The following is a 26143-nucleotide window of genomic DNA, read 5'->3' on the forward strand; positions in this document are numbered from 1 at the left end:
TGAGCTAAGTCCCAACGCTAACCTCAACCTTCAATCTCTCAGCTCTTTTCTAGGTTCTAGGATCCAGGAACTAGGATCTCGCTCTTAGAATGTTCCCACAAACAAAAAGCGCCGCCCGAGGGCAGCGCTTTTGGCAAAGATTGTGACAATCTTACTTCTTGATGCGAAGAACTGGAGTTTCACCCACAGTTGTTGCGCCAGAAAGTTTGTTCAGCTCTTTGATTTCGTCCATGTTAGAGATAACAACTGGAGTCAGAGTTGATTTCGCTTTCTCTTCTAGAAGAGCTAGATCGAATTCGATGATCGTGTCACCAACTTTAACGGTTTGGCCTTCTTCAGCGATGCGAGTGAAGCCTTCACCTTTCAGCTCAACAGTGTCGATGCCGAAGTGAACGAATAGCTCGATGCCGTCGTCAGACTCGATAGAGAAAGCGTGGTTAGTTTCGAAGATCTTGCCGATAGTACCGTTTACTGGTGCAACCATTTTGTTGCCAGCAGGTTTGATAGCGATACCGTCACCAACGATTTTCTCTGCGAAAACAACATCTGGCACATCTTCGATGTTTACGATTTCACCAGAAAGTGGTGCGATGATTTCGATAGCACCAGCTTCAGTGTTGTCATCAGAAACCAGCTTCTTAAGTTTGTCAAACAGACCCATATCGTTGCTCCTAAGCGTTTTTATTCTATCTGCAGCTATATTAGCAGATGGTCTTTTCTGCGATGAATTTTTCTACGTGAGCTTCAATTTCAGCAGCAGTAGGCATAGCAAGCGCTTGCTCAGCCATTGCTTTAACATCAGCAAAGTTAGCGTTGCGGATAATCTTCTTAACGCGAGGAATCGAAATTCCACTCATGCTGAATTCGTCCAGACCCATACCTAGTAGTAGTAGGGTTGCACGCTCATCACCCGCTAGCTCGCCACACATACCTGTCCACTTGCCTTCTTTGTGAGAAGCGTCGATAACTTGCTTGATCACAGTTAGGACAGCAGGTGATAGTGGGTTGTAAAGGTGAGAAATCAGCTCATTACCACGGTCAACAGCAAGAGTATACTGGGTTAAGTCGTTAGTACCAATACTAAAGAACTCAACTTCTTTTGCCAGGTGGTGAGCAATCGCTGCAGCAGCAGGGGTCTCAACCATTACACCGATCTCGATGTTTTCATCGAACGCGTGGCCTTCGGCACGAAGCTCAGCTTTGTACTCTTCAATCGCAGCTTTCAGTTCGCGGATCTCTTCAACAGAGATAATCATCGGGAACATGATACGGATCTTACCGTGTGCAGATGCACGCAGGATACCACGTAGCTGGTCACGTAGGATTTCGCGACGGTCAAGGCTGATACGAACCGCACGCCAGCCTAGGAACGGGTTCATTTCTTGAGGCAGATCCATGTACGGTAGATCTTTGTCACCACCGATATCCATAGTACGGATGATCACTGGCTCGCCGTGCATTGCTTCTGCAACTTCTTTGTAAGCGGTGTACTGCTCTTCCTCGGTAGGAAGTGCGTCGCGGTCCATGAACAAGAATTCAGTACGGTAAAGGCCAACACCTTCACCACCGTTACGGTTAACGCCGTCACAGTCTTTAACGGTACCGATGTTACCGCATACTTCCACTTGCTTGCCGTCAAGTGTGATAGCTGGCAGGTCTTTTAGCTTAGCCAGTTCTTCTTTCTCGGCAATGTGTGAGTCACGGATCGCTTTGAATTTGGTTAGTTCAGCTTCAGATGGGTTGATAACAATCGTGTTGTTGATTGCATCAAGAATCAGCATGTCGCCGTTCTTAACCTGAGCTGTAATGTCGTTAGTACCTACGATTGCAGGTAGCTCTAGAGAACGCGCCATGATAGAGGTGTGCGATGTACGGCCACCGATATCAGTGATGAAGCCAAGAACGTAATCTAGGTTGATTTGCGCAGTTTCAGAAGGCGTTAGGTCGTTAGCAACCAGGATAACTTCTTCGTTGATAGCGCTTAGGTTTACGATGCTGATACCCAGTGCGTTTTTCACAAAGCGGTTACCGATATCACGGATATCCGTTGCGCGCTCTTTTAGGTATTCATCATCCAATGATTCTAGTGTAGATGCTTGCTCTTCGATGATTGAGTGAATCGCAAGGTCTGCAGAAGCATTGTTGTCTTTAATGAAGGCTATGATTTCTTCTTCAAGCTCTTCATCTTCCAGCAGCATGATGTGGCCTTCAAAGATGGCTTCCTTCTCTTCACCGAAGGTTGCACGTGCTTTTTCTTTGATAACTTCTAGTTGCTCAGAAGATTTTTTTCGAGCGTCGAAGAAACGCTGAATTTCGTTCTCGATTTGGTCTGCAGCGATTGGAGCTTTGTTTAGAACAATCTCTTCTTCCTGCAGTAGTAGTGCTTTACCAAAAGCAATACCAGGAGATGCCAGGATACCTGAAATCATAGCCTTACCTTAAATTAACTTAAAACTAGGGGAAGTAATAAACGGACTGCGGATTAGTGCAGTTCGTCCATTAGAGCAACTAGGTGGTCAACAGCTTGTTGAGCTTGAGCACCTTCAGCAGCGATAGTTACTACTGTGCCTTTTACTAGACCTAGAGTCTGAAGCTTGAATAGGCTCTTAGCGCTAGCGCTCTTGCCGTTTGAAGTCACTGTGATGTCAGCGTCGAAGCCTTTAGCTTCTTTAACGAACTGAGCAGCTGGACGAGTGTGTAGACCGTTTTCTGCAGTGATCTCAACTTGCTTCTGATACATTTTTCACCCCGATATAGATATTATTTATTTAATATTAACGTAACTGAAAGTAAGCTTAACCTGTTTATGCTAAGCTCGCTATCTGGGATTATAAACTACCCAACAGTTCGGTGTTTGAGCTTAATCCAAGTCAATTTTTTGTGACTTTTCTCTCTGTCCTAACTTCCAGCCGTCTACATTTCGACCGCTTTATTTTGAAGCTAGAAATAAAACACAACGGATTTATATTAAAGCTTCGGTCAAAAAGCAACAAAAAAGCCCCCCAATGGGAGGCTTTTGGGTAACAATCGTTACGTCAACATCTCAAAGTGTGATCACTGTTGGGTTTCTTTTTCTGTAAAGATACCGGCAAACAGTGCTGATGACAGGTAACGCTCACCTGAACTAGGAAGCACAACAACGATATTTTTACCTGCAAATTCTGGGCGTTCTGCAATGCGATTTGCTGCTACTACTGCTGCGCCAGAAGAAATACCTGCCAAGATACCTTCTTCTTCCATCAGACGGCGAGCCATATCGATGGCATCTTCCGAGCTTACTTGCTCAACTTCATCAATCAAATCAAGATCTAGGTTACCCGGGATGAAACCAGCACCAATACCTTGGATTTTGTGCGGAGCAGGCTTGATTTCATCACCATTTCGCGCCTGGGTGATAACCGGAGACTCGGAAGGCTCTACTGCTACAGTGGTAATGGCTTTACCTTTTTGCTGTTTGATATAACGACTTACGCCAGTCAGGGTACCACCGGTACCTACGCCAGAGACGAAGACATCAATTTCACCTTCGGTAGCATCCCATAGCTCAGGGCCCGTGGTCTTTTCGTGGATCTCTGGGTTGGCTGGGTTGTTGAACTGTTGCAGAAGTAGGTACTTGTCTGGGTTCGAAGCAACGATTTCTTCTGCTTTTTCGATTGCACCTTTCATGCCTTTTGGCGCTTCGGTCAGTACAAGGTTAGCCCCCAATGCTTTTAGCAACTTACGGCGCTCTAGGCTCATGCTCTCGGGCATGGTAAGAGTAAGCTTGTAGCCGCGTGCAGAAGCAACGAACGCAAGAGCGATGCCTGTGTTACCACTTGTTGGTTCAACAAGCTCTACGCCTTCTTTCAAAATACCTTTCTTCTCGGCATCCCAAATCATATTGGCACCGATACGACATTTCACGCTGAAGCTCGGGTTACGGGCTTCAACCTTAGCCAGGACGTTTCCTTTACTTACTCGGTTAAGGCGAACGAGCGGAGTATTACCAATTGTCAGGGAGTTATCTTCGTAGATCTTGCTCATTGTTGTCGTTCCTTCGTAACGCGTTTAAAAAATAAGACACGTTAAGCATAATCCCTAAACGGCGTTTGGAAAGTAATTTGTAGTTATATCTTATTGTTATATGGGAACATCAGTATGTAAGGCCAAGTGACTAAGGTAGAGCAGAGGCTAGAACCTAGATCCTAGTTCCTGGGAAGAGCGAAAGGCAGAACCTAGGAAGAGCAGGCCCTAGTTCCTGGGAAGAGCGAAAGAATAAGAGCGAAGAGCTTGACATCGATTAGCTAAGAGCAAACGCTTTTGCAACCCAGGACCCAGGACCCAGGACCCAGGACCCAGGACCCAGGACCCAGGACCCATCGAGGAACCAGGATCTAGCTTCTAGGATCTATTTTAATAATTCTTATGCTGCTCGCGGTAATGATCGACCCACATGGCTGTGGCGCCGCATACTGCTACCGGCATAACGAACAGGTTTAAAATAGGGGTCATGGTGCAAAGCATCACCAGGCTGCCGAAGCTCAGTGACGTACCGCGCTTGGTTTTTAGCGCATCGCGCATTGCCGGGAACGGAACCTTGTGGTTGTCGAACGGGTAGTCGGCATACTGGATGCTCATCATCCAGGCGCTGAACAAGAACCACAGTACAGGGCCGACAGTTTGCCCAACGGCAGGGATCCATAGCAGGATGAACAGCCCAATTGCTTTTGGCAGGTAATACTTCAACTTAATCCACTCGCGATGCATGATCCGCGGAAGGTCTTTCATGACGCCTGTAATTCCGGTGTCTGGTGCCTTCTGGCCAGTCAGCTTGGCTTCCAAGTGCTCGGCAAGCAGGCCATTGAATGGCGCGGCAATCCAGTTAGCGATGGTGCTGAACAGATAAGAGAAGGTGACCAGCGTCGCGATGGCAAGAAGGGGCCACAGTAGGTAAGACAGCCAATCAAGCCAGCTTGGTAGTTGGTTCATCCAGCCATCAATCCAAGTGCCCAGCTGGCTTAATACCAAACCAAAAGCGGTTCCGAACAATACAATGTTGATCAGCAGGGGGAAGATGACAAAGCGTCGTGTGCCCGGTTGGGTCGCCAGCGAAATGCCTCGGAAGAAATAACCGGCACCACTTAACGGGGCTGTGAGCTGGGGGCGGGGTTGCCGGGTAGATTGCATTGCGGGCTCCTTGGCAGGTTGAAAAAAGGTAAAGACGTAAACATTTCAAGCCTGATAGTAACGGTGATTAATGGCTATAAGCAAATAAACGCCGTTTTCGAACGGTAGGATGAAGGCAAAAATGGTCAAAGCTTGTTCATTTTTGTGCTCGGCAGCACTATCTTGCACGAATAACGACTTTCACCTTCTCATTCTGATTTGAGTTTTGATACATTAGAGTAAAGTTAAGTCCATAATGACTGTTGTAGACTACTTCAGTGAAGGGCTGTAGTTGGCTTTTATATTGACACTTTTTTGTCATAGCCCGTTGACTGGCTATGATAGAAATGTACCAAGCTAAGTAGTAAGGGTTACCCACTGGTTGCTAGTGGTTGTAATCGAGATGTTGATTTACCCGGTAATGGGTTACAAGTAAATTCAGAGTATTCATATGCAGGAATTGCGTCTGGTTCTTATTATTGTCGGTGCGCTTGCCATTGCAGGACTGTTGCTTCATGGGCTGTGGAGCAGCCGGAAGGAAAAGCCTGCAAAATTTGGTGAGAAGCCACTGGGTAAGTTGGACAAGTCTTCCCTAGATTCGGAAGGTTTTGATAAGGATGGTGTGGGCAGTGTCAGGGTGGTGAACTCCGACGCGGCAGCCGTTGAAACGCCTCGTCATAAAAGGAAAGAACCCGAGTTGCACTTTGGTGCAAAATTGGATGCTGACCCATTATTGGACGGCGCTGCCGTTAAAGAGCCCGCTCAGGCACAAGACCAGCCTACACTGAGCACTGTTACCATAGCGGCGGTAGAGACCCCGGCTCCAAAGCAAACGGTTGTACCCGTTTCATCACCAGAGCATGCCCATGTTGCCGACAAGCCTGAAGTGCCTGAGCCTGTTGCGGCGGCTGAGTCAAAGTCGACACCTGCACTTGCTCCAAAACCTGAGCAGCAGCCACAAGCCCACTCAGCCCCGCAAACACAGCCAGCTCCGCAAGTCGTGGAACCTGAGCCAGTGGCGAAAGTGGCAGAGAAAGTTGAGCCAGTTCTCAATGTAGCCAGCGCAGAGCGGGTCACACTTGAGGAGCCAGTGAAAACGGATAAGCCGCAACCTGAAAGCATGGAGCCAGCTCAGGCTGCTGATTTGGTGGCAGCTGAAACGGCTGAAATGTCTAAAGCACAAGAAGCTGTTCAGGTTAAAGAGGTTGTTATTGAGCCTGCTGTTGAACCTGCAGTTGAAGAGCCGGAGCCTGTCGTTGAGCAAGAAGTGCTTCCGCCTGATTATTTGGTGCTTAATGTTCATGCCCGTAACGGAGAGGTGTTCCGTGGCAGCCGGCTGTTTAACGCTTTTGAGCAAAACCAATTGATCTTCGGTGAAAACTCGGTGTACCACCGACACGCCGATGCGGCAGGTACAGGGCCTGCTATCTTTTCTGTGACAAACATGGTGCACCCTGCCCATTTCCCTGAAGGGGGAAGCGAAAGCTTTGAAACCCCGGGCGTTGCATTTTATCTCATGCTGCCTTGTGAAATAGGCCGTGCCGATCAGAACTTTAATGTAATGCTGCAAACGGTTCAGCGGATCGCAGACAGCTTGGGTGGTGATGTGCTTGATCACGAGCGAAACCTTATTACGCCTCACCGTATCAGTGGATACCGTGACAAAGCCCAGCGCTATACTGCTAGTTAACGTTTAGCAATTAATGAATACAAATTGGCCCTTTATACATCTTGGTATAAGGGGCCTTGTTTTTTATACCCTTGCCAAGCCTGGTTCATTAGAGGAACTTGATTGGTATTAGTACAGGTACACATATGAGCCACGACATTCAGCAGCAGCTCGATGAGCTGCGCGAACTTCTTGCCTATCACGGTCACCGATATTACGTAGAAGACAATCCGGAAATACCGGATGTGGAATACGACCGCATGATGCAGCAGTTGCTGGCGATAGAGGCTGAACATCCGGAGTTAGTGACGGTTGACTCCCCGAGCCAGCGAGTCGGCGGCACGCCGCTTGACGGCTTTACCCAGATCACTCATGAAATCCCGATGTTGTCACTCGACAATGCATTCAATGACGAGGATCTTCATGCTTTCGAAAAGCGGATGCTGGACCGCCTGTTGTCAGAGCCTTCGCTGGCCTACTGCTGTGAGCCCAAGCTAGATGGCTTGGCGGTGAGCTTGATGTACGAAAATGGGGTATTGACCCAAGCCGCGACGCGAGGTGATGGCACGACGGGTGAAAATATCACAGAAAATGTGCGTACTATTCGTTCGATTCCCCTTAAGCTCCGCGGTGAAGGCTGGCCAGCTCGCCTTGAGGTGCGGGGGGAAGTATTCATGCCGAAAAAAGGCTTCGATTCGCTGAATGAAAAAGCGTTGAAGAAAGGTGAAAAGACCTTTGCCAACCCGCGTAACGCTGCGGCAGGCAGCTTGCGCCAGCTCGATTCTAAAATTACGGCGACCCGCCCTTTGAGTTTTTACGCATACTCGGTGGGTGTTGTCGACGGGTTAGAATTGGCGCCGAGCCAATACGACCGCTTGGTACAGCTCAAAGGCTGGGGGTTACCGATGTGCCCAGAGATCCGCCAGCTTACCAGTATGGATGAAGTGATTGCTTACCACCAAGAAATCGGTAACAAGCGAGAGGCGCTACCGTATGAGATCGATGGCGTGGTGATCAAGGTCGATGACATCGCGATCCAGCAACAGCTGGGTTTTGTTGCACGCGCCCCGCGTTGGGCTATTGCCTATAAGTTTCCTGCACAGGAAGAGCTGACGACGCTAAACAACGTTGAATTCCAGGTTGGGCGTACCGGGGCAATTACTCCAGTGGCAAAACTCGAACCTGTCTTTGTTGGTGGCGTAACGGTGAGTAACGCGACGTTGCACAATGCAGATGAGATTGCCCGCCTCGGTGTGATGGTGGGTGATACGGTGATTATCCGCCGTGCCGGTGATGTGATCCCGCAGATTGCTTCTGTGGTTGAATCCCGTCGCCCAGTTGATGCCAAGCCAATTGTCTTCCCTGAAGCATGCCCGGTGTGTGAGTCCAAAGTTGAGCGTGTTGAAGGTGAGGCAGTCGCTCGATGCTCGGGTGGTTTATTCTGTCAGGCGCAGCGAAAAGAAGCCCTGAAACACTTTGTGTCACGAAAAGCGCTGGATGTTGATGGGTGTGGCGAAAAGATCATAGAGCAACTTGTTGATCGTGAAATGGTGGCGACACCCGCTGAGTTGTTCAAGCTGTCTGCGGGCGTGTTGACAGTATTGGAAAGGATGGGGCCTAAATCAGCGCAGAAGCTAGTGGACTCGCTGACTGCCTCGAAGCTGACCACGCTTCCTCGCTTCCTTTACTCATTAGGTATCCGTGAGGTGGGCGAAGCCACTGCAGCAAACTTAGCTATGCACTTTGAATCCCTGCCAGCTATTGAGGCAGCAACCAAAGAGCAGCTGGTCGAGGTTCAGGATGTCGGCGAGATTGTCGCCGCTCACGTGTACAATTTTTTCCGTGAAGAGCACAACCTTGCGGTTATCAATGATCTTATCGAAGTCGGCATTCACTGGCCGGCGATTGAAAAGCGCGATGATACTGCTGAGCTGCCCCTGGAAGGGAAGACGGTTGTCCTGACGGGAAGTTTGTCACAGTTGACCCGTTCTGATGCCAAAGCTGCGCTGCAAAACCTTGGTGCCAAAGTGACCGGCAGTGTTTCAAAAAAGACTGATTTACTGGTTGCGGGCGAAGCGGCAGGCTCAAAACTCACTAAAGCTCAAGAGCTTGGCATTGAAATTTGGGATGAACAGCAACTTGTTGATTTCATGAACTGATAAAGCCGTCAAAAACGTCAAAATATAATTTATTGACGAAATTAACGTTAAACAGCCTTAAAGCAATGTCTTTAAGGCTGTTTTTTTTTGCTTTCAGTTTTAATGCCTAGTTATTTTTTAGTTCGAAATCACTGTGGCTTTTTTGAGGTTGTATGGCTAAAGATAGTGATGTAATCAATTACAAAAATATGAGTCAAAAATATCCCCGATCAATAATGCGTGTTTGTTTGTGATGTTAAGTGTATGTATTACATGGTTTTTTAGGTGTTTTTGGTTTTTGGGTTTATTGGGGTTGATCCGGATCACTAATCGTCTCAAAGTTTGCACTGAGTCATATTTTTTAAACAATAAATTAAGTTCTATTTGATGTTTTTTGATGTGAAAGTAGTCTTAGGGGTGAAGTTAGACAGCAGTTCAGCTTAAAACGAAAAAAATATGAATTGGTCGGGGATTCACCCGGCTAGCATATCGGGAGAGTTACTTGTTGCCCTCGGCGGCCAACCTTTTGGGCACAAGTAAACACAGCTAGTATTTTTAGGAGTTAATCCATGGAAAATAGTTCCAAGCTTTTTAAAGTCTCTGCACTTACAGCTGCGATGTTTGGTGTTGTTGCAATGCCAGTTCACGCTTCGACTGAGAGTGCTGGGGGAGATATGTATGTTGAAGCTATCAATGAGTTTGTTGCTGATGCAGCGCTAAGCGGCACACTTGTTGTTGATACGCGTTCTCGTACACGTACCTCAGGTAAACCAGGTGGCGAAAATGGTGACCGTTGGAGCCGTCTAGATTACTCATCGTATAACGCCATTCTTGACTTCACTTCCGGCTACCACGATGGTTGGCTAGGTGCTGATGTTGGTGCCTACTTCTCTGGTGACCTTTATAATAATAGCGCCGTCAATGGTGATACAGGTGAGTATCTATGTAACGAGATTTCAACCTGTAATAACCTTGACTGGGGTTCAGGTGAAGGTGACCAACTCAAAGTGTATAAAGCTGCTTTGAAGTTTAAGGCGGGTGAAAACTTTGATGGTCGTTTCGGGATGCTTCAGGCTGGTGGTAACGGTACTATCGGTAATGTGTGGAGTTTCGTTCCAGGTACCTACCGAGGTGCAGAGTTGAATGCGAATTTCAATGATGTGAAGTTAACCTACTTTATTGCTGATCAGTTTACCGCGCCATGGCTTCTGAGCGAGGATGACTACGCGCCTGCTCTATGGTCAGACACTAGCTGGGGTATTGTTCACTCGCTAGGTGCGCAAATCAACGCTACGGATGACTTGTTCCTACAGTTTGGTTTAGGTCAAGCGACTGACGTGGTTTATACCGATGGTGTTGACTGGGCGGCAGGTGAAGTTACAGGCTATCAAGATGCTGTTGATACCACAGGCTACAAAGCTTATGCACGCTATAACATCAACGATACGATGAACATCGCCTTTGACTTCTATGGTGTTGATGATGATCGTCAGTATGATGGTTTAGGCTACACCACAGGCCTTGCATTTAACGCAAGCTTTGGTCAGTGGTCATGGATGTCTAACCTGCAGTACGCTAAATCTGACAATGACCGTGATGTTAACCCACGTATGATTTATACCTACGGCATGACCAATGGTAACTACTCATTATGGTGGGATGCCCTATCTGACTGGAACAAATCTGGTGAAGTTTCATTCTACAACCGCCTATCTTACGACCAAGGCAATGGTTGGAACTACTACCTAGGCTTCGGTTACGGTACTGGTGGTAAAAACTCTGATAAAGCAGGTGTAGTTGGCGGTGATTGGAACTACGAGAGTGAGTATGCGATAAACGGTACAGTTTCTTACTCGCTGCAGAGCGGTTCATTGAAAGGCACCACGGTTCGTCTGCACGGTACAATCCTAGAGCGTGATGAGTTTGCAGGCGCGGCTGATGCTGATGAAACAGATCTACGTTTCCAGGTTATCGTTCCTTATAACTTCTTATAATCTCTTCTAGAGTAAATAATAAGCAGGCTTATTAGCCTGCTTTTTTTTGTTTTTGAAAAAAGAGCTCACTAAGTACATAAATTTTTTAAAGAAAAATAATTCAATAAAATGGCGCACTATTTATAAGCTCCTATACTGAATGTGATCTAAATCATGTTTTGTTGGGGGTTCTATGAAAAAAGCAATATCTTTAACGTTAGCTGGATTGTTTTTAGCAGCATCAGTTTCATTACCTGTAAGTGCTGCGGGTAATAACAATGCCAATAGTGGTAATGGTGGCGGTTTCGGTCAGACATACTGTAAGCTTCCGTCTGGTGATGTTGTTTTTGTTCCTTGGTTCTACTGTAAATCTAAGGATGGTCAGGGAGACCCAGCTGATTTTTAGGATGATAGGCCGTAATGGTTAAAAGCTATTTATAGGGTCAAAAGTTGACCAGCACGTAATGTGCTGGTCATAACGATTGAATTAATCATATATTGTAATGAATTTCTGAAGATAAATTGCCACTCCAGTTCCTCTCAATTCGGCTAAGTCATGTATATAGTCGCCTTTCACTTGATCCAAATTGTCTAACTCGAATAACTTCTTGCTCTTATCTTGTTTATTCCTCTGCTAGAACATCCATTGCTCAATATTTCACTTTGTAAATTGTTTGTGAGTGGTTTACTCGCAGTTTATTTAAGTTGCTGGTGTAAGGGGGAATAAGTCAACTAACCCCAATGTCAAAAACGTCAAAATTCTCTTTAAAAAGAATAAATGAGTTCCATATCACTAGGCGTGTTATGAGAGCAGTATCACCCTTTCCCCATCAAGAAAAATAATAAAAAGCAAGAGAGTGTAAATCTTTCTAAGAAGTGCGAAAAAATGTCGAAAATTTCATTGCGAGATGAGACGCCACGCACCTTTTGCCACTACGTCAAAACTCATGTTTATTTATGTTTTGCTTGTAAATTATTGATTTTAAGAATTTTTTGAGTTTTGTGCGTTTGCCCGGTTTGAAGGGGATCATGTTTTTCTTGAGGCTATATTCACGGAGAAAAAAAAGAGGATAGCCTTATTCGTGAACAACTTAGTAAAGAATTCGAGCAACCCTCCTTCGGCGGCCAACTGAGGAGGAAGTGCCTAACCAGCTATATTTTAGGAGTTTTTCATGGATAAGATCTTCAAGCGTACCCTTTTGGGAGCAGCCATCATGTCAGCAACTGTTGCGGCGGTACCGGCACAGGCAAGTGATTCAGACGCGAAATATGAAGTTTACGGTATTATTGCTGTACAGGCGGCATACCGTGATTACGACAGTGGTAGTTCTGCGACGGATGATGAGCTGGGGGGCATGCAGCTGAACAACGAGTCACGTATCGGCTTCCGTGGTTCAAAGCAGTTCAAGAACTTCGGCCCAAGGTTTATTTGGCAAATTGAAGGTGGCTATGTAGACCCAAGCTTTGGCGGAGAGGGGGCAGGCCTTGGCGAGCGAGATACGTTTGTCGGGTTTGAAAGTGATGACCTTGGCTTGGTGCGCTTTGGCCGTGTGCTAACACCGCTATATGAACTGGTTGACTGGCCTGCATCTAACCCGGGCCTGGGTGATGTGTGGGACTGGGGTGGTGCCATCGGTGGTGCCAAGTACCAAGACCGCCAGTCGAATACTATTCGCTGGGATTCACCATTGTATGCTGACTCTTTGACTTTCGATGTTGCTGTCGGTGCCGGTGACGCCGCTGGCCTAGGCGAAGGCGATGATTACTGGGGCGGTTTGGCGGCTCACTATAAAGTTGGCCCGGTTCAGTTCGACTTAGCCTATGAAGGCAACCGTAACATTGCTGCAGAAGGAACATCTTGGGATAACGATACATACCTAGCCGGTATCCAGGGCTGGTTTGACAACGGGATTTCTTTCTTCGCGCAGTACAAGTACATGGAAGCTTCAGCAGATACGGGCCGAGATGAGAAACAAGACGGTGTGTCTGCTGGCTTGATGTACAACATCAATGACTGGCAGTTCAAACTGGGCTATGCCGCTAACTTTGACCTAGAAGTGGATGGCAAGACGGTTAAGAACACATCTGATGACGTGATATCTGCGCAGGCCATGTACTTTGTCGATCCATCGGCTGTGATTTACTTCCGTGCCCGTACTCTTGACTTTGGTGATGGTGCAGAGGGTGTGGACAACAAGACCCGCTGGAAGTCTACTGACTATGATGAGCTTTCTGTTGGCGTTGAATACTACTTCTAATTACTGACTTAAATGAAATAACTATAAACAAAGGGCGAACTGTTCGCCCTTTTACTGACTTTGCGTATTGGGAAATGTGACATGAAAATGATAATTAAAGTTGCGACTGCGGGCTTGCTGCTAGGCACATTGAATGCCGGGGCAGAAACAACGCTCTCGTTTCCAAGTGAAATTCAACCCTTGATCCTCAACACAGTAGATGCCGAGGAACTGCTGGTCGAGGCAAGCAATAATACCTTGCAGATCCAAGAAGGGACGAACCAGTTGCTGTTTAAAGTGGGGCAGTTGGTCTCCGAGGATGCCAAGCATCGAAAGTACAACTCGCCGCCATTTATCATCCGCTTCGAGGCCCAGGAAGCCCCGCTAACACTGAGCTATCCTACAATTCGAACCATTGCAGAGGCCAAAGCCTTCGAGAAGTCCCCTGTGTTCCAGTTGGCGACGGTCGATGAGCAAGCTGTTGAGTTTGCAATAGATACCATCACCGCTGGCGGTTTGCAGAACCTTCGCGACTATCAGAATGAATTGCTTGCTTATAACGGGCAGGGAAATGCCATTGCGGGCGTTACCCAAACCGCGACAGCCGAGGCTTCGCCTGTCAGTGCAAACAGTCAGGGGAATGAAGCCAAGGGGAATCCCAACTCGCGGATGGCCATACTGCAATCAACGTTTGCCGACATGAATGCACAGGAGCAGCAGCAGTTCATGCAGTGGGCGATGCGAAACTTGAAGTAGCCTGGTGGCGGTGAGTAGCCACTACCGGTTTGTTTAAAAACGTTGAACATCACTGATTGTTGACGGGTCATTGTAGATTTACCAGACAGTGTTAAAATACCCGCCATCTGATCGCAGTGAATCCACTGCATACTCCTTCATTAATTAGGTAATGTTCAATGACGGTTAAAACTCGCTTTGCACCGAGCCCAACAGGCTTTTTGCACGTAGGTGGCGCTCGTACGGCTCTTTATTCTTGGTTGTTTGCTAAACATATGGGTGGCGAATTTGTTCTTCGTATCGAAGACACTGACCTTGAGCGCTCTACACAGGAAGCGATCGATGCCATTCTTGAAGGCATGGAATGGCTGGGTTTGAACTGGGATGAAGGCCCATACTACCAGACCAAGCGTTTTGATCGTTACAACCAGCTAATTGACCAGCTGATTGCAGAAGACAAGGCTTACAAGTGCTACTGCCCGAAAGAGCTGCTAGACGAAATTCGTGAAGAGCAGATGGCTGCTGGTGTGAAGCCTCGCTATGATGCTAACCACCCTAAAATTGTTGCGGCAAATGCGGCTGCGACTGAAGACTCGCCATTTGTTATCCGTTTCCGTAACCCGAAAGAGGGCACGGTTGTGTTTGACGATCACGTACGTGGTCGTATCGAAATCGCTAATAGCGAGTTGGATGATCTGATCATCCGCCGTACTGATGGCAGCCCAACTTACAACTTCTGTGTGGTTGTTGACGACTGGGATATGGGTATCACACAAGTTGTTCGTGGCGAAGACCACATCAACAACACCCCTCGCCAGATCAACATCTACGAAGCACTGGGTGCACCTGTACCAGAGTTTGCCCACTGTGCAATGATCCTAGGTGATGACGGTGCCAAGCTGTCTAAGCGCCATGGTGCGGTAAGCGTAATGCAGTACCGTGACGAAGGCTACCTGCCTCAAGCGCTGCTGAACTACTTGGTTCGCCTGGGTTGGTCTCATGGTGATCAGGAAATTTTCTCTCTGGAAGAGATGATCAAGCTGTTCAGCCTTGATTCTATCAGCAAGTCAGCGTCTGCATTTAACACCGACAAACTACTGTGGTTGAACAACCACTACATCAAGACCGCTGAGCCTGAATACGTTGCAGAATACCTGCAATGGCACTTGGATCAGAAAGAAATCGCTATTACTGACGGCCCTGCGATCACTGACGTGATCAAGCTGGTTGGCGAGCGTTGCAACACGCTTATCGAGCTAGCAGAGCAATCTCGTTACTTCTACCAGGACTTCAGCGAGTTTGAAGCCGGTGCGGCGAAGAAACACCTACGCCCAGTGGCGAAAGGTGCGCTAGAGTTGGCACTTGCTAAAGTAGAAGCTCTTGAAGAGTGGACCACTGAAAACCTTCACAACGTGATCAAAGAAACATGTGAAGAGCTTGAGCTAGGTATGGGTAAAGTGGGTATGCCACTACGTGTATCTGTTACCGGCCAAGGTCAATCACCATCGGTAGATGCTGTGATGCAGCTGATTGGTAAAGAGCGCGTTGCTGCTCGAATCAAGATGGCACTGGCGTTTATCGCAGAGCGTGAAGCGAACAGCTAATTCAGGGTTCCTGAATGTAGAAACAGAAACGGAAGAGTGAGAACTCTTCCGTTTTTTTATTTCTTATGCATCTGTTTGTAGTTGTTGACACAAACGTAGAAATTCTTTGCTGTCGCGCAGTGTCTGACGGCATCCTCTGGGAGATCGGCCTCGGTACCAGAAAGGGTGAAAGCCCCCGAACTGAAACTCGCAGACAATAATAGTGCAGCGAACAACGTGGTGAGTTTCTTCATAGCATCTCCTTCTTCGGTTAGCACATATGGCGTAAGCTACATGGAATTGGTGAGTCATGCTTGGGACTGCCCTTTGAGCGTAGGCGAAGATCATTTTTTTCAAGTATTAAAAAGCGCGGGAAAATATGCGGTTACCTGATGGCTTTTTGAGCGGAAATTAAGCGATGACGTGACTGCTGTCACGAAATTATAGCTTGGCTTACATTGTTGGTTTTTCTTCTATTGACATGATTTAACTAACTTTTTATTATCAGTTCCACAATTTGGGGCTATAGCTCAGCTGGGAGAGCGCTTGCATGGCATGCAAGAGGTCGGCGGTTCGATCCCGCCTAGCTCCACCAAATTCCAAGAACCTCGCTCCGGCGAGGTTTTTTTGTTTATAGGTTTTTTGTTTTAGTTTTTTTCGCTTTTTCTATACCTCGCCAAAAGCCTCTACTTCTCCCTGAACGGTCATCTTTCATATTAATTAATCCACAATGCCATTCCTATCGCCGGCTGATTGGGATAATTTTCAGGTCTTGGTTTAAAACGATGTTTTTTATTGTGGAAAAGAAAAATAAATGTCTTCGTGCACTTGGCGCATTTCTGGTAGCGGGTTTTGTTTCAGAGGCGATGGCAGAGCCAGCTACTTCGCAGTCTTTTATTGGCCTGGGGATCACTGACGGGACGAAATACGAAACACCGCTGGAATTTGAACCGGTATTTCGACTCGGTGCTATTTTTGATGAAAAGCACCGCATGACCGCAAATTATTCCTATGGTTTTACATCAGGCGTGACCAGCATTCATTTGGCTTATGACTACCTACACCCGTTTACTGACAATGGAAACTGGCAGGTATTTGGTGGTGGTAGTATTGGCTACAAGTTCGGCCTGCATGACACGAACGACTGGACCTTCGGTGGCCAAACCGGCATTCGTTACCAGTTTAGTGCCGACACCAGCGTAGACTTTGGCTACCGTGTTTTCGATACGATTGACGACTGGAAGGAATACCAGCTTGGGGAACTGGGTAACCTATACATCAGCATTGATTTTACTATGTAGTTTGCTTGATAGGGCTTGTTCGGTAGAGCTATCGCCTAGTGATGAAAAAGGCCCAGTGACAGGTAGTCACTGGGCCTTCGAATAGGATGGCGCTCCCTACAGGAGTCGAACCTGTGGCCTTCCCCTTAGGAGGGGGACGCTCTATCCAGCTGAGCTAAGGGAGCAGCAAGCGTTGCTTGGTTTTGCCATTATACAAAAAAATACCAGTAAATTAAGTGATTAGTTTCAATCTTCAATCTGTTTGGTTAGCAAATCACCAGGCTGGATGCTGTTGGCTAGCTCTGCTTGCTCGACACTGAGCTCGGCCGACTTTTCGTAAACCCGGTCTACCACAAGCGTGATGTCGGTTTGGACCATACGGTTCCTAGGGATCCCATTCTGGTCAATGAAGCCTGCGCTGTGCCAGAGGGCCAGTTGGTCGCCTTGCTTGACGCCGTGCTTACGCCCTTGGTTGATATGGACCGTATTGCCATAATGGCGCACGACTTCCGGCAAATTGGTACGGCAGGCCAGGGAGCTTTCCAGATCCAGCATCATATTCTGGCTGACCCGTTGGACAGCCTGGCCATAGGCTGATTGCCAGAAGCGGGCACTGCTAGTGTCAACTTGGCTCGTGCGCGAAAATGGCCAGTCGGCCACTTCACGGTACTGGTTCTGCATCAAGACTTCACCGGTCTTGCCATCAAGCAGCTGCAGCTCGGCTGCAAACTGACGGTTGATTTTATCGCTGCGCAACAGTTTCTGATCCAAGGTCGAAGTGAGATCGGTGATCTGGCCGTTGATGATGTACTGGGCATCATGATCTTCTGCCAGCATCACCATCTGGCTTGGGTAGCTAGGGTTGATCTGGACACGGGTCATGCCGGAGACCACAAAGCTCTGGGAGCGGGTTTCCAGCTGGCGCTTCAATACTGCGGTAAAGTTGTCCCCGAGTTGGTAGATCCCACCAAGGGAAGCATGCTGGGGGGAGCGGATATCAAATTCGCCCAACAGGAGCCCTTTTTTGTATTGTACCTTGTGGCAAGTTCTTGCCGACGGAAAGACTTCGATTTGGGCTGTTAGGTAAAGATTGCCGCTCCGCTTCTTGGTTTCGGTGACGGTGATTTGACGCAGCTCGCTGCCGCTGAACTGGTAATGGTCGCGTTTGTTTTTTAGGTAAGGCTTTACACGGTTGAAAGAAGAAAGATCGGCACCGGCATAGCGGATCACTTGTAATACGGCATCTTCCAGCGCGCTCTGGCGGGCTTGGGACTCACTTTGCAGGACAACAGCGGATCCGGTGACTTCATACCAGGCGGCTTGTGCCGGCAAGGCAAGTAGTAGCCAAAGGCTGTTGAGGATGAGCAGGATCTTTTTTCTCATGACTTCCACTTTCGGTATAAAAATTGCTTGAAACTGTAAGTTGGATACTTACGAGTTGAAGCGGGTGTGCCACTATCGGTTATGAAATTGAATGGCGACTTTCATCGTATTCCAAGGGTAATGCAAAGAGCATTCCTTATTTTTTGTGTTTACCAATAAAGTTTTTGTTTGAAACTACGATAACAAGCTATGGGTCTGAAGTCTCTCTTCAATTGGAGCGGTAAATTATGAAAAAGTGGGCAATTGTATTGATGGCAATGTTGGTAACATCTTGTGCCTATTCCCCCATTTATAACGGTAAAGAGCCATATACCGGTAGCCGGCATAGCTTGGATGAGATGCCGCGTCATACCATGGATTTTTTCATTGAGGGTATGGCCGACAAGCTGATTGAATCAAACCAGTACCTGACCGCCCGTACACCGCTGGCCGTGACTTCTTTTGTCGATCTCCAGGATATGGACGAGACCAACTGGCTAGGCAACAGCGTATCCGAAGGGCTGATTTACCAGATGCAGCAGCGGGGCTATACCGTGGTTGACTACAAGGTAACAGGTGGGATCAAAGTGACCCCTGATGGCGACTTTGCGCTCAGCCGGGACTGGCAGCAGTTATCAGCAGAGCAGCCTGTCGATTACGTGCTTGCAGGTACCATGCTCCGCCAGTCGGCAGGGGTGCTGGTCAATGCCCGTATTATCGGGATCCGCTCCCGCGTGGTAATTGCCTCGGCTCAAGGGTTCCTGCCTGCCGACCGGATTGGCCGTGATCTTGATAGCTTGAATCGGATGCGAATGGACAATGGCTGGATTGTTCGAGATGAAACAATCGGCTACGACAGAAACACAGTCGTTATTAAACCTTAGGAGTAAAAATGCGTTATTGGTGCCTGTTGGTGTTAGCTTTCCTTGTTGGGTGTCAGCCTTTGGTGGAAGTGCGTAACGCCGACATCATTACTGCGGTTGGCTACGCGTCGATCAGCGAGCAGCAGGGCAAGACGATTGAAGAGAAACGGATCCGTGCTATGCGAGCATCAAAACTTGATGCCTACCGCGAGCTGACGGAGCAGGTCTATGGCATCCGTATTTCTGCCCGCTCCGAGATGGATGACCAGCAGCTGAATTTTGAAAGCAATGATAGCTCGGTCGATGGCAGCATCCGGGGGGCTGAAGTGATCCGCAGTTACCCGGTAGGTGACAACTATGTGACAGAAATGCAGCTGGATCTCAACCGGATGGAACGCTTGCAGGGAAGTGCAGAAATCTATGCGGTTCCCCAGAGCCAAGAAATCATGTTCTAAGGCCATATTCTAAAGCTTGGGGATTTAGGCTTTAGGGTTTTAGAACTTAAGCTTTCAGGTCGGTGCCCAGGGTACGGGTATTCTGGGTGATACCGTCGCTGTTGTAGGTCATCTGGTGCTTGCCGCGGCTTTGTTGCAGCAAGTTATTGAGCTTGTGGAAGCTCAGCTGGGCGCGCATCAAGGCTTCGCCATTGATTTCGTTGGTTGACTGGCAGTCATCGGTTTGGGCTCTCAAGGATCTGACGGCTTCCGCCAAGTCCCCGCCTTCTGCTAGGCGGGCTTTGTCTGGATGGACCGAGAGCTGGTGGTCGACTAGCTTGATGTTGTCGATCAGGGCGATCTTATTCTGGGCGCATGCCAAGATTTGCTCGGATTGGCGCTCGACAATCGCTTTTTGCTCCTGCTCAAGCAGGGCCGTGAGAGAGGTCAGGTTAGTTTGTTGCTGTTCAAGTAGTTGCTCTATAGATGTAGACATACTCTCTCACCTGTTCCTTAAAGCCCTTTCAGCTCGTCTTCAAGTTTGATCATGTTTGCCGCAAGTTTATCGGCATCGACGACATAGGAACCATTGGCAATGGCTTCTTTGATGGCGTTGACTTTTTCGGTATCGAAGACTTCCTGGGTCGCCAGTTGCTGGTGGATTTGACCTACAGACTGGCCCTGGCTGCTGAGTGAAACGGAGTCCGCTTCGGCACCGCTGGCTTTTGCTTCAGCGGCGGCTTTGTTTTTTCCCGCTTCCGCATTGGAAACACTACCACCCGAGGTCATCGGCTGGTTAGTACGTATGTTATTGATAGTAGGCATTAGAAACTCCTTGAACATGCAGTTAAGCTCTATAGCTACTGTATTATCGACAACGATAGCAAAACCTTTAGCTATTGTACGTAAATTTTCAGCAATTTCGAATTAGTACCTGACCGTGACTTCCCCGACCGCACTTACCACGCCGGTGATCACTTTTTTCGAGCGGTTATTCTGTACTCGTATCTGCTCGCCGAGCGAGCCGTCGGATAGCGCCTTGCCCTCGGTAATAATAGACAGCCCATCATTCCCCGCCTTGATAAGCACGGCATCGTTGCGGCATACCAGGCAGATATCGCTGGCAAGGATGATTTCGCTTAGCCTGACCGGTCGCTTTACCTTGGAGCCGATCAGCTGCTGGGGATCAGAGAAGGAAGCGCCGCGCTGGCGTCGCAACTCGACTTGTTCGACATCGATATCGCCCGCGGTAATGATGCTGCCCCGGGGGAGTGGGGTCTTGGCAACAACCCGCTCGAGCACCTGCTGCACACGCACCGGGACGTAAAGCTGCCAGTTGAGTGGCTCGCAGCGCACCAACACCGATACCGTACCGCTTAGTGACCCCTGGTTAGGAATATCAGTTGTAAGGGGAACGGGGCATTGGGGCAGGCGGAGGCGGTTGTCTAGGTTAGGGGCGGTGATCGTGAAGGTGCCGTTTGCCTCGCGGGTTAACTCACTGACATGCTGCTGCGCAGCCTGGCTGATGGCCTCGGGTGCCATATTACCCGAAACCGGCTGGTCGGGTGCAGGGGTTGCAAAGGCCGGGTTAATGCCGCTAAAGAAAAGCGCTAGCAGGCCGATAAAGCAAATTCGGTGAATGTAAAGCGAGTAGCTACGCACGTAATTATCTCTTTAATGTCGCCAGTCACAATGGGATACTGTGCCTTACCGCAGGTATTTCAATAAAGCAGCTTTAACTTGCTATGATATGTGATTTAACCTTTTGGTTCTCTAATTAACACGTATCAAATTATAAAAACAATCAACAAGGAGACGTCTCAATATGTCGGGGATATTAGATTCTGTGAATCAACGTACCCAGCTGGTCGGTCAAAACAGGCTAGAGTTGCTCACCTTCAGGCTCAATCGACGTCAACGTTATGGCATCAACGTATTTAAAGTCAAGGAAGTCCTCCAATGCCCGAAACTCACTACGATGCCCAACTTGCACCCGCTGGTTAAAGGGATTGCCCATATCCGGGGGCAAACTATTTCCGTTATTGATATGAGCTTGGCAACCGGTGGCCGCCCGATTGATGATCTCGACAACTGCTTTGTGATTATTTCCGAATTCAACCGCTCGATTCAGGGGTTCTTGGTTTCTTCGGTCGAACGCATTATCAACATGAACTGGGAATCGATCCTGCCGCCGCCAAAAGGAGCGGGCAAAGCCAACTACCTGACTGCGGTGACTGAAATCGATAATGAACTGGTAGAAATCTTGGATGTGGAAAAAATCCTCGATGAGATCTCACCGGTTAATACCAGCATCACCGGTACCGTGCTAGAAGAACTCATTGAAGATATGCCTGATATCAAACGGGTACTGGTAGCCGATGATTCCAGTGTGGCACGCAAGCAGGTGCAGCGTGCGATTGAAGCCATCGGCTGTGAGTGCGTGCTGGTCAAGGATGGCAAAGAAGCCATTATCAAGCTGCGCGAAATGGCCCAGGAAGGAGATATCTACAAGCAGCTGGCGTTGGTGATTTCGGACATCGAAATGCCGGAAATGGATGGTTATACCCTGACTGCAGAAATCCGCAACGATCCCCGTTTGAAGGACTTGCATGTTATTCTCCACACTTCTCTGAGTGGGGTTTTCAATCAGGCGATGGTTGAGCGCGTAGGGGCGAATGCCTTTATTCCTAAATTCAATCCAGATGAACTTGGCGCAGCGGTTAAAGCGGCAATGCCTAAATAAGCAATGCCGAAGCAAACAGACTCGAGCACAGAATAACCATACTAGAGCAGTAGATGACAGCTATAACGATAAACGATCAGGAATACCGTGAATTTTGCCGTTTCCTGGAAGCCCAGTGTGGCATTGTGCTGGGTGACAGCAAACAATACTTGGTACGCAGCCGGCTCAGCCCTTTAGTCAGTCAATATTCATTATCTTCACTTTCTGAACTGTTGCAGGTAGTGGTCTCCGGGCGCAACCGTGAGCTGCGTGTCGCGGCAGTCGATGCCATGACAACCAATGAAACGCTTTGGTTTCGTGATACCTATCCTTATACAGTATTGGCTGAGCGGATCTTGCCGGAGCTGGCGGCAAACAAGCGGCCGATAAAAATCTGGTCGTCGGCCAGCTCGTCAGGGCAGGAGCCTTACTCCATTGCAATGACGGTACTGGAAACCCAGAGCCGCAGGCCAGGTATGCTGCCTAGCAGCGTGCAAATTACCGCCACCGATATCTCCCAGACCATGCTCGAGACATGCCGCAACGGGGCCTACGATAACCTGGCCCTTAGCCGGGGGCTGTCGATGGAGCGCCGCCGGATGTTTTTCGAGGACAACGGCGATGGCCGCCTGAAAGTCAACGACAAGGTCAAGCGGATGGTCAACTTCCGCCCGCAAAACTTAAAAGACAGTTATGCGCTGCTGGGCAAGTTTGATGTGATCTTCTGTCGCAATGTATTGATCTACTTCTCGCCGGAGATGAAAGCCAAGGTACTCAACCAAATGGCAGCTAGCCTTAATCCTGGCGGCTATTTGTTGCTGGGTGCGTCAGAGTCGCTGACAGGCCTGACCGACAAGTTTGAGATGATCCGCTGCAACCCGGGGATTATCTATAAGCTTAAGTAAGGGCTGACACCCTTAACGATTTGGGCCTAGGGCGGCAGATCCTAGGCCCTGCTAACCCAGTACACCCGCAGTCCAGCCACCCAGCGTCAACCCTCTAATTTACCTCGTTTAAATTTTCTGGCACAACCTTTGCTTTCTATTCGGTAACGAATTTTGGAGGCAGACATGTCCATTTCTTTTGATAAAGCATTAGGCGTTCACCAGCATACCGTCGGCGTACGCGCCAAGCGAGCAGAAACGCTGGCAAGCAACCTTGCCAATGCCAATACGCCGGGTTACAAGGCGAAAGATATTGACTTCCAGCGGGCCCTCAATGCGGCAACCTCAGGGGCAAAAGTTGGCCTCAGCCGTACCGATGGTCGGCATATTTCTGCCTCCACACAGGTTATGGGTGAGCAAAAGTACCGGGTACCGACTCAACCAGACACCGGTGACGGCAATACCGTTGATGCCCAGCTAGAGCAGAACCTGTTTATGCAGAACTCGATTGAGTACCAGGCATCGTTGGATTTTCTTGGGTCTAAATTCAAGAACCTGAGCAAGGCACTGAAAGGGGATTAATGAATGAGCTTGTTTAATATTTTCAACGTATCGGGCTCGGCAATGAGTGCGGAATCGGTACGCTTGAATACCACCTCCAGTAACCTTGCCAATGCCAACAGTGTCAGCAGCTCGGCAGAGGAAACCTACAAGGCAAGGCACCCGGTTTTTGCTGCAGAGCTGCAAAGTGCCAGCTACAAGCGCAGCGATAGCGTGCCGGTTCAGGTGAAAGGCATTGTCGAGAGCGAGAAGCCATTGAGTGCCGAGTATAACCCGGATCACCCGCTGGCGAACGCCGAAGGCTATATCTACAAGCCGAATGTCAATGTAATGGAAGAGATGGCCAATATGATTTCGGCATCGCGTTCTTACCAGAACAATGTACAGGTTGCCGACGCCAGCAAGCAGATGCTGATGAAAACGCTGCAGATGGGCAAGTAGGCTAGGGAGTGATGACAATGAGCAGTATTAACGGTGCGGGTTCCAACAACCTCTCTTACCTTGACCAGCTAAAGTCAATGCAGGAAAAAAAGGTTCAGGAAGAGCAGAAAGTCACTGGGCAAAACCAGCTGAAGCAAGAAGACTTCCTGTCTTTGCTGACCAAGCAGTTAGCACAGCAAGACCCGTTCGAGCCAGTTGGCAACGACAAAATGATTGCCCAGATGGCCTCCTTTGCCACCGTAGATGGCATTAGCCAGATGAACGAGCAGTTCGGCTTGCTGAACACCGCCATGACTTCGAATCAGGCGCTGCAGGCTTCAACTTTGGTCGGCCAGGATGTACTGGTGCCAAGTGCGACTGGCATGAAGTTAGAAGAAGGTGGACTGAGTGGCCGCGTCCGCCTGACGAACTCGCTTGACCAAGCCATGATGCGGGTCGAAACGCCGCAGGGCGAACTGGTCAAAACGATCAACCTCGGTGCCAAAGGTGCCGGTGACCACGATATTGAGTGGGACGGCAAGAACGAGCAGGGCAAGATGATGCCGGAGGGGCAATACACCATCCGGGTATCGGGCCTGGTCGGCGGCGAAACACAGAACTATGACGTATTCACCCATGCCAATGTTAATAGCGTGGTGATGGGACAAGGAGATGGGCAGGTTTTACTGAACCTGGCTGGTCTCGACAAGCAATTCAACTTGGCTGATGTACTTCAGGTCGGAAAAGCACAAGCGAAAGGATAATCAACTATGAGCATGAATATTGCCTTGAGTGGCCTGGGTGCGGCCCAAAAAGATCTCAATACAACCAGTAACAACATCGCCAACGCCAATACTTACGGCTTCAAAGAATCTCGTGCCGAGTTTGCCGATGTGTATTCCAACTCGATCTTTTCGAACTCGAAGACCACGACTGGTGGCGGTGTGCAGACCGCAACGGTTGCCCAGCAGTTCCACGAAGGCTCGAGCATTTACACCAACAACCCGTTGGACTTGCGTGTATCGGGTACCGGTTTTTTTGCCGTAGCCCCAAACAAGACAGAGCCGGCGAATAATAACCTGACCCGTAATGGTGCGTTCCACCTGAACAACAACAACGAGATTGTTAACTCCGACAATAACTTCCTGCTTGGCTACGAGGTTAACCAGGAAACCAATACGGTTGCTTCCTACGAGCCGAAGCCGATGGCGATTGATGACACCTTCGGCCAGCCGAATATGTCGAAGAACATGAACATTGCGATGAACTTGCCAAGTGGCGAGACACCGCCAAAGGTTGCGCAGTTCGACTTCAATGATCCGGACTCTTACAATAAATCAACCTCTTCGACCATTTACGACTCCTTGGGCAACCCGTTGAAAATGTCTGCCTATTACGTAAAAGCGCCAATTGATAACACATGGCAGGTTTATTACACAGTCAGTGACAGCGGTGGTGAGAAAGCCCTCGATGTTGCGAATGGTGTTGATAATGGTGCGGGACATTTAGGCCATAACCTTCAGTTTAATGCGGGAGGTCAGCTGGTAACTAATCCGCCAAACTTCCAAACCGTTGATTTCCAAACGGCGGGTATTCAGCTTGGCGGTGCAGACGGCTCCCAGAATCTGATCTTCAACTATGATGAGCCAACCCAGTACGCTTCTCCGTTTGAAATCCGCAAGCTGGAAGATGAAGACGGTGCGACCACGGGTTATCTGTCCAATGTCGATATCGACTCTGACGGCAACATCCTCGCGTCATACTCGAACGGCAAGGACAAAGTGATTGGCCGTGTTGCCATGGCGCGTGTAGCTAACGAGCAGGGGCTGGCCCAGCTGGGTGGTACTCTATGGAACGTGACCCAAGATTCTGGTGCCGCAGTATGGGGTGATGCCTCACAGGGCTCATTCGGCTCAATCAAGAACGGTACCCTGGAGCAGTCGAACATCGACATGACCCAGGAGCTGGTGGATTTGATCTCTGCCCAGCGTAACTTCCAGGCCAGCTCGCGCGCCCTGGATGTGAACAACCAGCTGCAGCAGAACATTTTGCAGATCCGCTAAACGTTGATCTGACTATGTTTGATCTATAGCCAGCGTCTGATCTATAGCCAACCTATATTAAGCCCATAGTTCGC

The 26143-nt window shown here is 48.7% G+C and carries 26 protein-coding genes and 2 tRNA genes; 17 read left to right on the plus strand and 11 right to left on the minus strand.

The features are described from left to right. Positions 1 to 151: 151 nt before the first annotated feature. The 5 genes from crr to cysZ all read right to left on the minus strand — a co-directional run bounded on the left by crr (position 152) and on the right by cysZ (position 5166). Positions 152 to 661 carry a PTS glucose transporter subunit IIA gene (gene crr, locus ACXAGQ_RS10655; protein WP_039460662.1) on the minus strand — a complete coding sequence of 170 codons (510 nt, stop codon included), beginning with the start codon at positions 659 to 661 and terminating at the stop codon, positions 152 to 154. Between the two features lie 40 nt (positions 662 to 701). Further along, a complete protein-coding gene (gene ptsI / locus ACXAGQ_RS10660; RefSeq protein WP_475253851.1) occupies positions 702 to 2429 on the minus strand; it encodes a phosphoenolpyruvate-protein phosphotransferase PtsI in 1728 nt (575 codons plus the stop codon). Between the two features lie 53 nt (positions 2430 to 2482). Further along, on the minus strand, positions 2483 to 2740 hold the full coding sequence (ptsH, locus tag ACXAGQ_RS10665; RefSeq protein WP_317523991.1) for a phosphocarrier protein Hpr: 258 nt from the start codon (positions 2738 to 2740) through the stop codon (positions 2483 to 2485). 314 nt (positions 2741 to 3054) lie between these two features. Then, positions 3055 to 4023: a cysteine synthase A gene (cysK, locus tag ACXAGQ_RS10670; protein ID WP_475253852.1), complete on the minus strand. Its 969-nt coding sequence runs from the start codon at positions 4021 to 4023 to the stop codon at positions 3055 to 3057. Positions 4024 to 4392: 369 nt separating this feature from the next. Continuing rightward, positions 4393 to 5166 carry a sulfate transporter CysZ gene (gene cysZ / locus ACXAGQ_RS10675; RefSeq protein WP_475253853.1) on the minus strand — a complete coding sequence of 258 codons (774 nt, stop codon included), beginning with the start codon at positions 5164 to 5166 and terminating at the stop codon, positions 4393 to 4395. Positions 5167 to 5596: 430 nt separating this feature from the next. On the opposite strand from cysZ, the gene zipA reads away from it, so the two are divergent. The 7 genes from zipA (at position 5597) to gltX (ending at position 15501) form a co-directional block, all read left to right on the plus strand. After that, a complete protein-coding gene (gene zipA / locus ACXAGQ_RS10680) occupies positions 5597 to 6835 on the plus strand; it encodes a cell division protein ZipA (protein ID WP_475253854.1) in 1239 nt (412 codons plus the stop codon). Between the two features lie 125 nt (positions 6836 to 6960). Further along, entirely contained in the window at positions 6961 to 8973 is a 2013-nt protein-coding gene (ligA, locus tag ACXAGQ_RS10685; protein ID WP_475253855.1) for an NAD-dependent DNA ligase LigA, read from the plus strand. Between the two features lie 548 nt (positions 8974 to 9521). Next, entirely contained in the window at positions 9522 to 10946 is a 1425-nt protein-coding gene (locus ACXAGQ_RS10690) for an OprD family porin (RefSeq protein WP_475253856.1), read from the plus strand. Between the two features lie 172 nt (positions 10947 to 11118). Continuing rightward, positions 11119 to 11331 carry a hypothetical protein gene (locus tag ACXAGQ_RS10695; RefSeq protein ID WP_475253857.1) on the plus strand — a complete coding sequence of 71 codons (213 nt, stop codon included), beginning with the start codon at positions 11119 to 11121 and terminating at the stop codon, positions 11329 to 11331. 808 nt (positions 11332 to 12139) lie between these two features. Beyond that, complete coding sequence (locus ACXAGQ_RS10700) at positions 12140 to 13183, plus strand: porin (RefSeq protein ID WP_475254723.1); 1044 nt, start codon at positions 12140 to 12142, stop codon at positions 13181 to 13183. Between the two features lie 81 nt (positions 13184 to 13264). Then, a complete protein-coding gene (locus ACXAGQ_RS10705) occupies positions 13265 to 13918 on the plus strand; it encodes a YccT family protein (RefSeq protein WP_475253858.1) in 654 nt (217 codons plus the stop codon). Positions 13919 to 14076: 158 nt separating this feature from the next. Beyond that, positions 14077 to 15501: a glutamate--tRNA ligase gene (gene gltX, locus ACXAGQ_RS10710; protein ID WP_475253859.1), complete on the plus strand. Its 1425-nt coding sequence runs from the start codon at positions 14077 to 14079 to the stop codon at positions 15499 to 15501. A 56-nt stretch (positions 15502 to 15557) separates the two neighbouring features. Here gltX and ACXAGQ_RS10715 read toward each other — a convergent pair whose 3' ends face one another. Continuing rightward, positions 15558 to 15734, minus strand: coding sequence for a hypothetical protein (locus ACXAGQ_RS10715; protein WP_475253860.1), 177 nt, complete (start codon positions 15732 to 15734; stop codon positions 15558 to 15560). Positions 15735 to 15999: 265 nt separating this feature from the next. Between ACXAGQ_RS10715 and ACXAGQ_RS10720 the strand changes: the two genes are divergently transcribed. After that, a tRNA-Ala gene (locus ACXAGQ_RS10720) sits at positions 16000 to 16075 on the plus strand. Between the two features lie 190 nt (positions 16076 to 16265). Further along, the gene (locus ACXAGQ_RS10725) at positions 16266 to 16781 is read left to right on the plus strand and encodes a hypothetical protein (RefSeq protein ID WP_475253861.1); all 516 of its coding nucleotides are present in this window, start codon (positions 16266 to 16268) and stop codon (positions 16779 to 16781) included. Between the two features lie 87 nt (positions 16782 to 16868). On the opposite strand, the gene ACXAGQ_RS10730 is transcribed toward ACXAGQ_RS10725, so the two are convergent. Further along, positions 16869 to 16945, minus strand: a tRNA-Arg gene (locus tag ACXAGQ_RS10730). Between the two features lie 61 nt (positions 16946 to 17006). Then, positions 17007 to 18143: a flagellar assembly protein FlgT gene (locus ACXAGQ_RS10735; RefSeq protein WP_475253862.1), complete on the minus strand. Its 1137-nt coding sequence runs from the start codon at positions 18141 to 18143 to the stop codon at positions 17007 to 17009. A gap of 227 nt (positions 18144 to 18370) precedes the next feature. On the opposite strand from ACXAGQ_RS10735, the gene ACXAGQ_RS10740 reads away from it, so the two are divergent. Both ACXAGQ_RS10740 and ACXAGQ_RS10745 read left to right on the plus strand, forming a co-directional pair. Next, complete coding sequence (locus ACXAGQ_RS10740; protein ID WP_475253863.1) at positions 18371 to 19006, plus strand: FlgO family outer membrane protein; 636 nt, start codon at positions 18371 to 18373, stop codon at positions 19004 to 19006. 8 nt (positions 19007 to 19014) lie between these two features. Beyond that, the gene (locus tag ACXAGQ_RS10745; protein WP_475253864.1) at positions 19015 to 19440 is read left to right on the plus strand and encodes an LPP20 family lipoprotein; all 426 of its coding nucleotides are present in this window, start codon (positions 19015 to 19017) and stop codon (positions 19438 to 19440) included. Positions 19441 to 19486: 46 nt separating this feature from the next. On the opposite strand, the gene ACXAGQ_RS10750 is transcribed toward ACXAGQ_RS10745, so the two are convergent. From ACXAGQ_RS10750 to flgA, 3 genes are all read right to left on the minus strand, one after another. Next, positions 19487 to 19915 (minus strand): flagella synthesis protein FlgN, encoded by a 429-nt coding sequence (locus ACXAGQ_RS10750; RefSeq protein WP_475253865.1) that lies wholly within the window; start codon positions 19913 to 19915, stop codon positions 19487 to 19489. A gap of 17 nt (positions 19916 to 19932) precedes the next feature. Further along, on the minus strand, positions 19933 to 20244 hold the full coding sequence (gene flgM / locus ACXAGQ_RS10755; protein ID WP_475253866.1) for a flagellar biosynthesis anti-sigma factor FlgM: 312 nt from the start codon (positions 20242 to 20244) through the stop codon (positions 19933 to 19935). Between the two features lie 102 nt (positions 20245 to 20346). Then, a complete protein-coding gene (flgA, locus tag ACXAGQ_RS10760) occupies positions 20347 to 21081 on the minus strand; it encodes a flagellar basal body P-ring formation chaperone FlgA (RefSeq protein WP_475253867.1) in 735 nt (244 codons plus the stop codon). 163 nt (positions 21082 to 21244) lie between these two features. On the opposite strand from flgA, the gene ACXAGQ_RS10765 reads away from it, so the two are divergent. The 6 genes from ACXAGQ_RS10765 (at position 21245) to flgE (ending at position 26069) form a co-directional block, all read left to right on the plus strand. Further along, entirely contained in the window at positions 21245 to 22162 is a 918-nt protein-coding gene (locus ACXAGQ_RS10765; RefSeq protein ID WP_475253868.1) for a chemotaxis protein CheV, read from the plus strand. A gap of 53 nt (positions 22163 to 22215) precedes the next feature. Further along, the gene (locus ACXAGQ_RS10770; RefSeq protein WP_475253869.1) at positions 22216 to 23046 is read left to right on the plus strand and encodes a protein-glutamate O-methyltransferase; all 831 of its coding nucleotides are present in this window, start codon (positions 22216 to 22218) and stop codon (positions 23044 to 23046) included. A 165-nt stretch (positions 23047 to 23211) separates the two neighbouring features. Next, positions 23212 to 23607 (plus strand): flagellar basal body rod protein FlgB, encoded by a 396-nt coding sequence (gene flgB, locus ACXAGQ_RS10775; protein WP_475253870.1) that lies wholly within the window; start codon positions 23212 to 23214, stop codon positions 23605 to 23607. Between the two features lie 3 nt (positions 23608 to 23610). Continuing rightward, complete coding sequence (gene flgC, locus ACXAGQ_RS10780; RefSeq protein WP_107351475.1) at positions 23611 to 24027, plus strand: flagellar basal body rod protein FlgC; 417 nt, start codon at positions 23611 to 23613, stop codon at positions 24025 to 24027. A gap of 17 nt (positions 24028 to 24044) precedes the next feature. Further along, positions 24045 to 24770 (plus strand): flagellar hook assembly protein FlgD, encoded by a 726-nt coding sequence (locus ACXAGQ_RS10785; RefSeq protein ID WP_475253871.1) that lies wholly within the window; start codon positions 24045 to 24047, stop codon positions 24768 to 24770. Positions 24771 to 24776: 6 nt separating this feature from the next. Then, on the plus strand, positions 24777 to 26069 hold the full coding sequence (flgE, locus tag ACXAGQ_RS10790) for a flagellar hook protein FlgE (RefSeq protein ID WP_475253872.1): 1293 nt from the start codon (positions 24777 to 24779) through the stop codon (positions 26067 to 26069). Positions 26070 to 26143 lie beyond the last annotated feature (74 nt).

Source organism: Photobacterium sp. ABD4_091, from assembly GCF_056160145.1.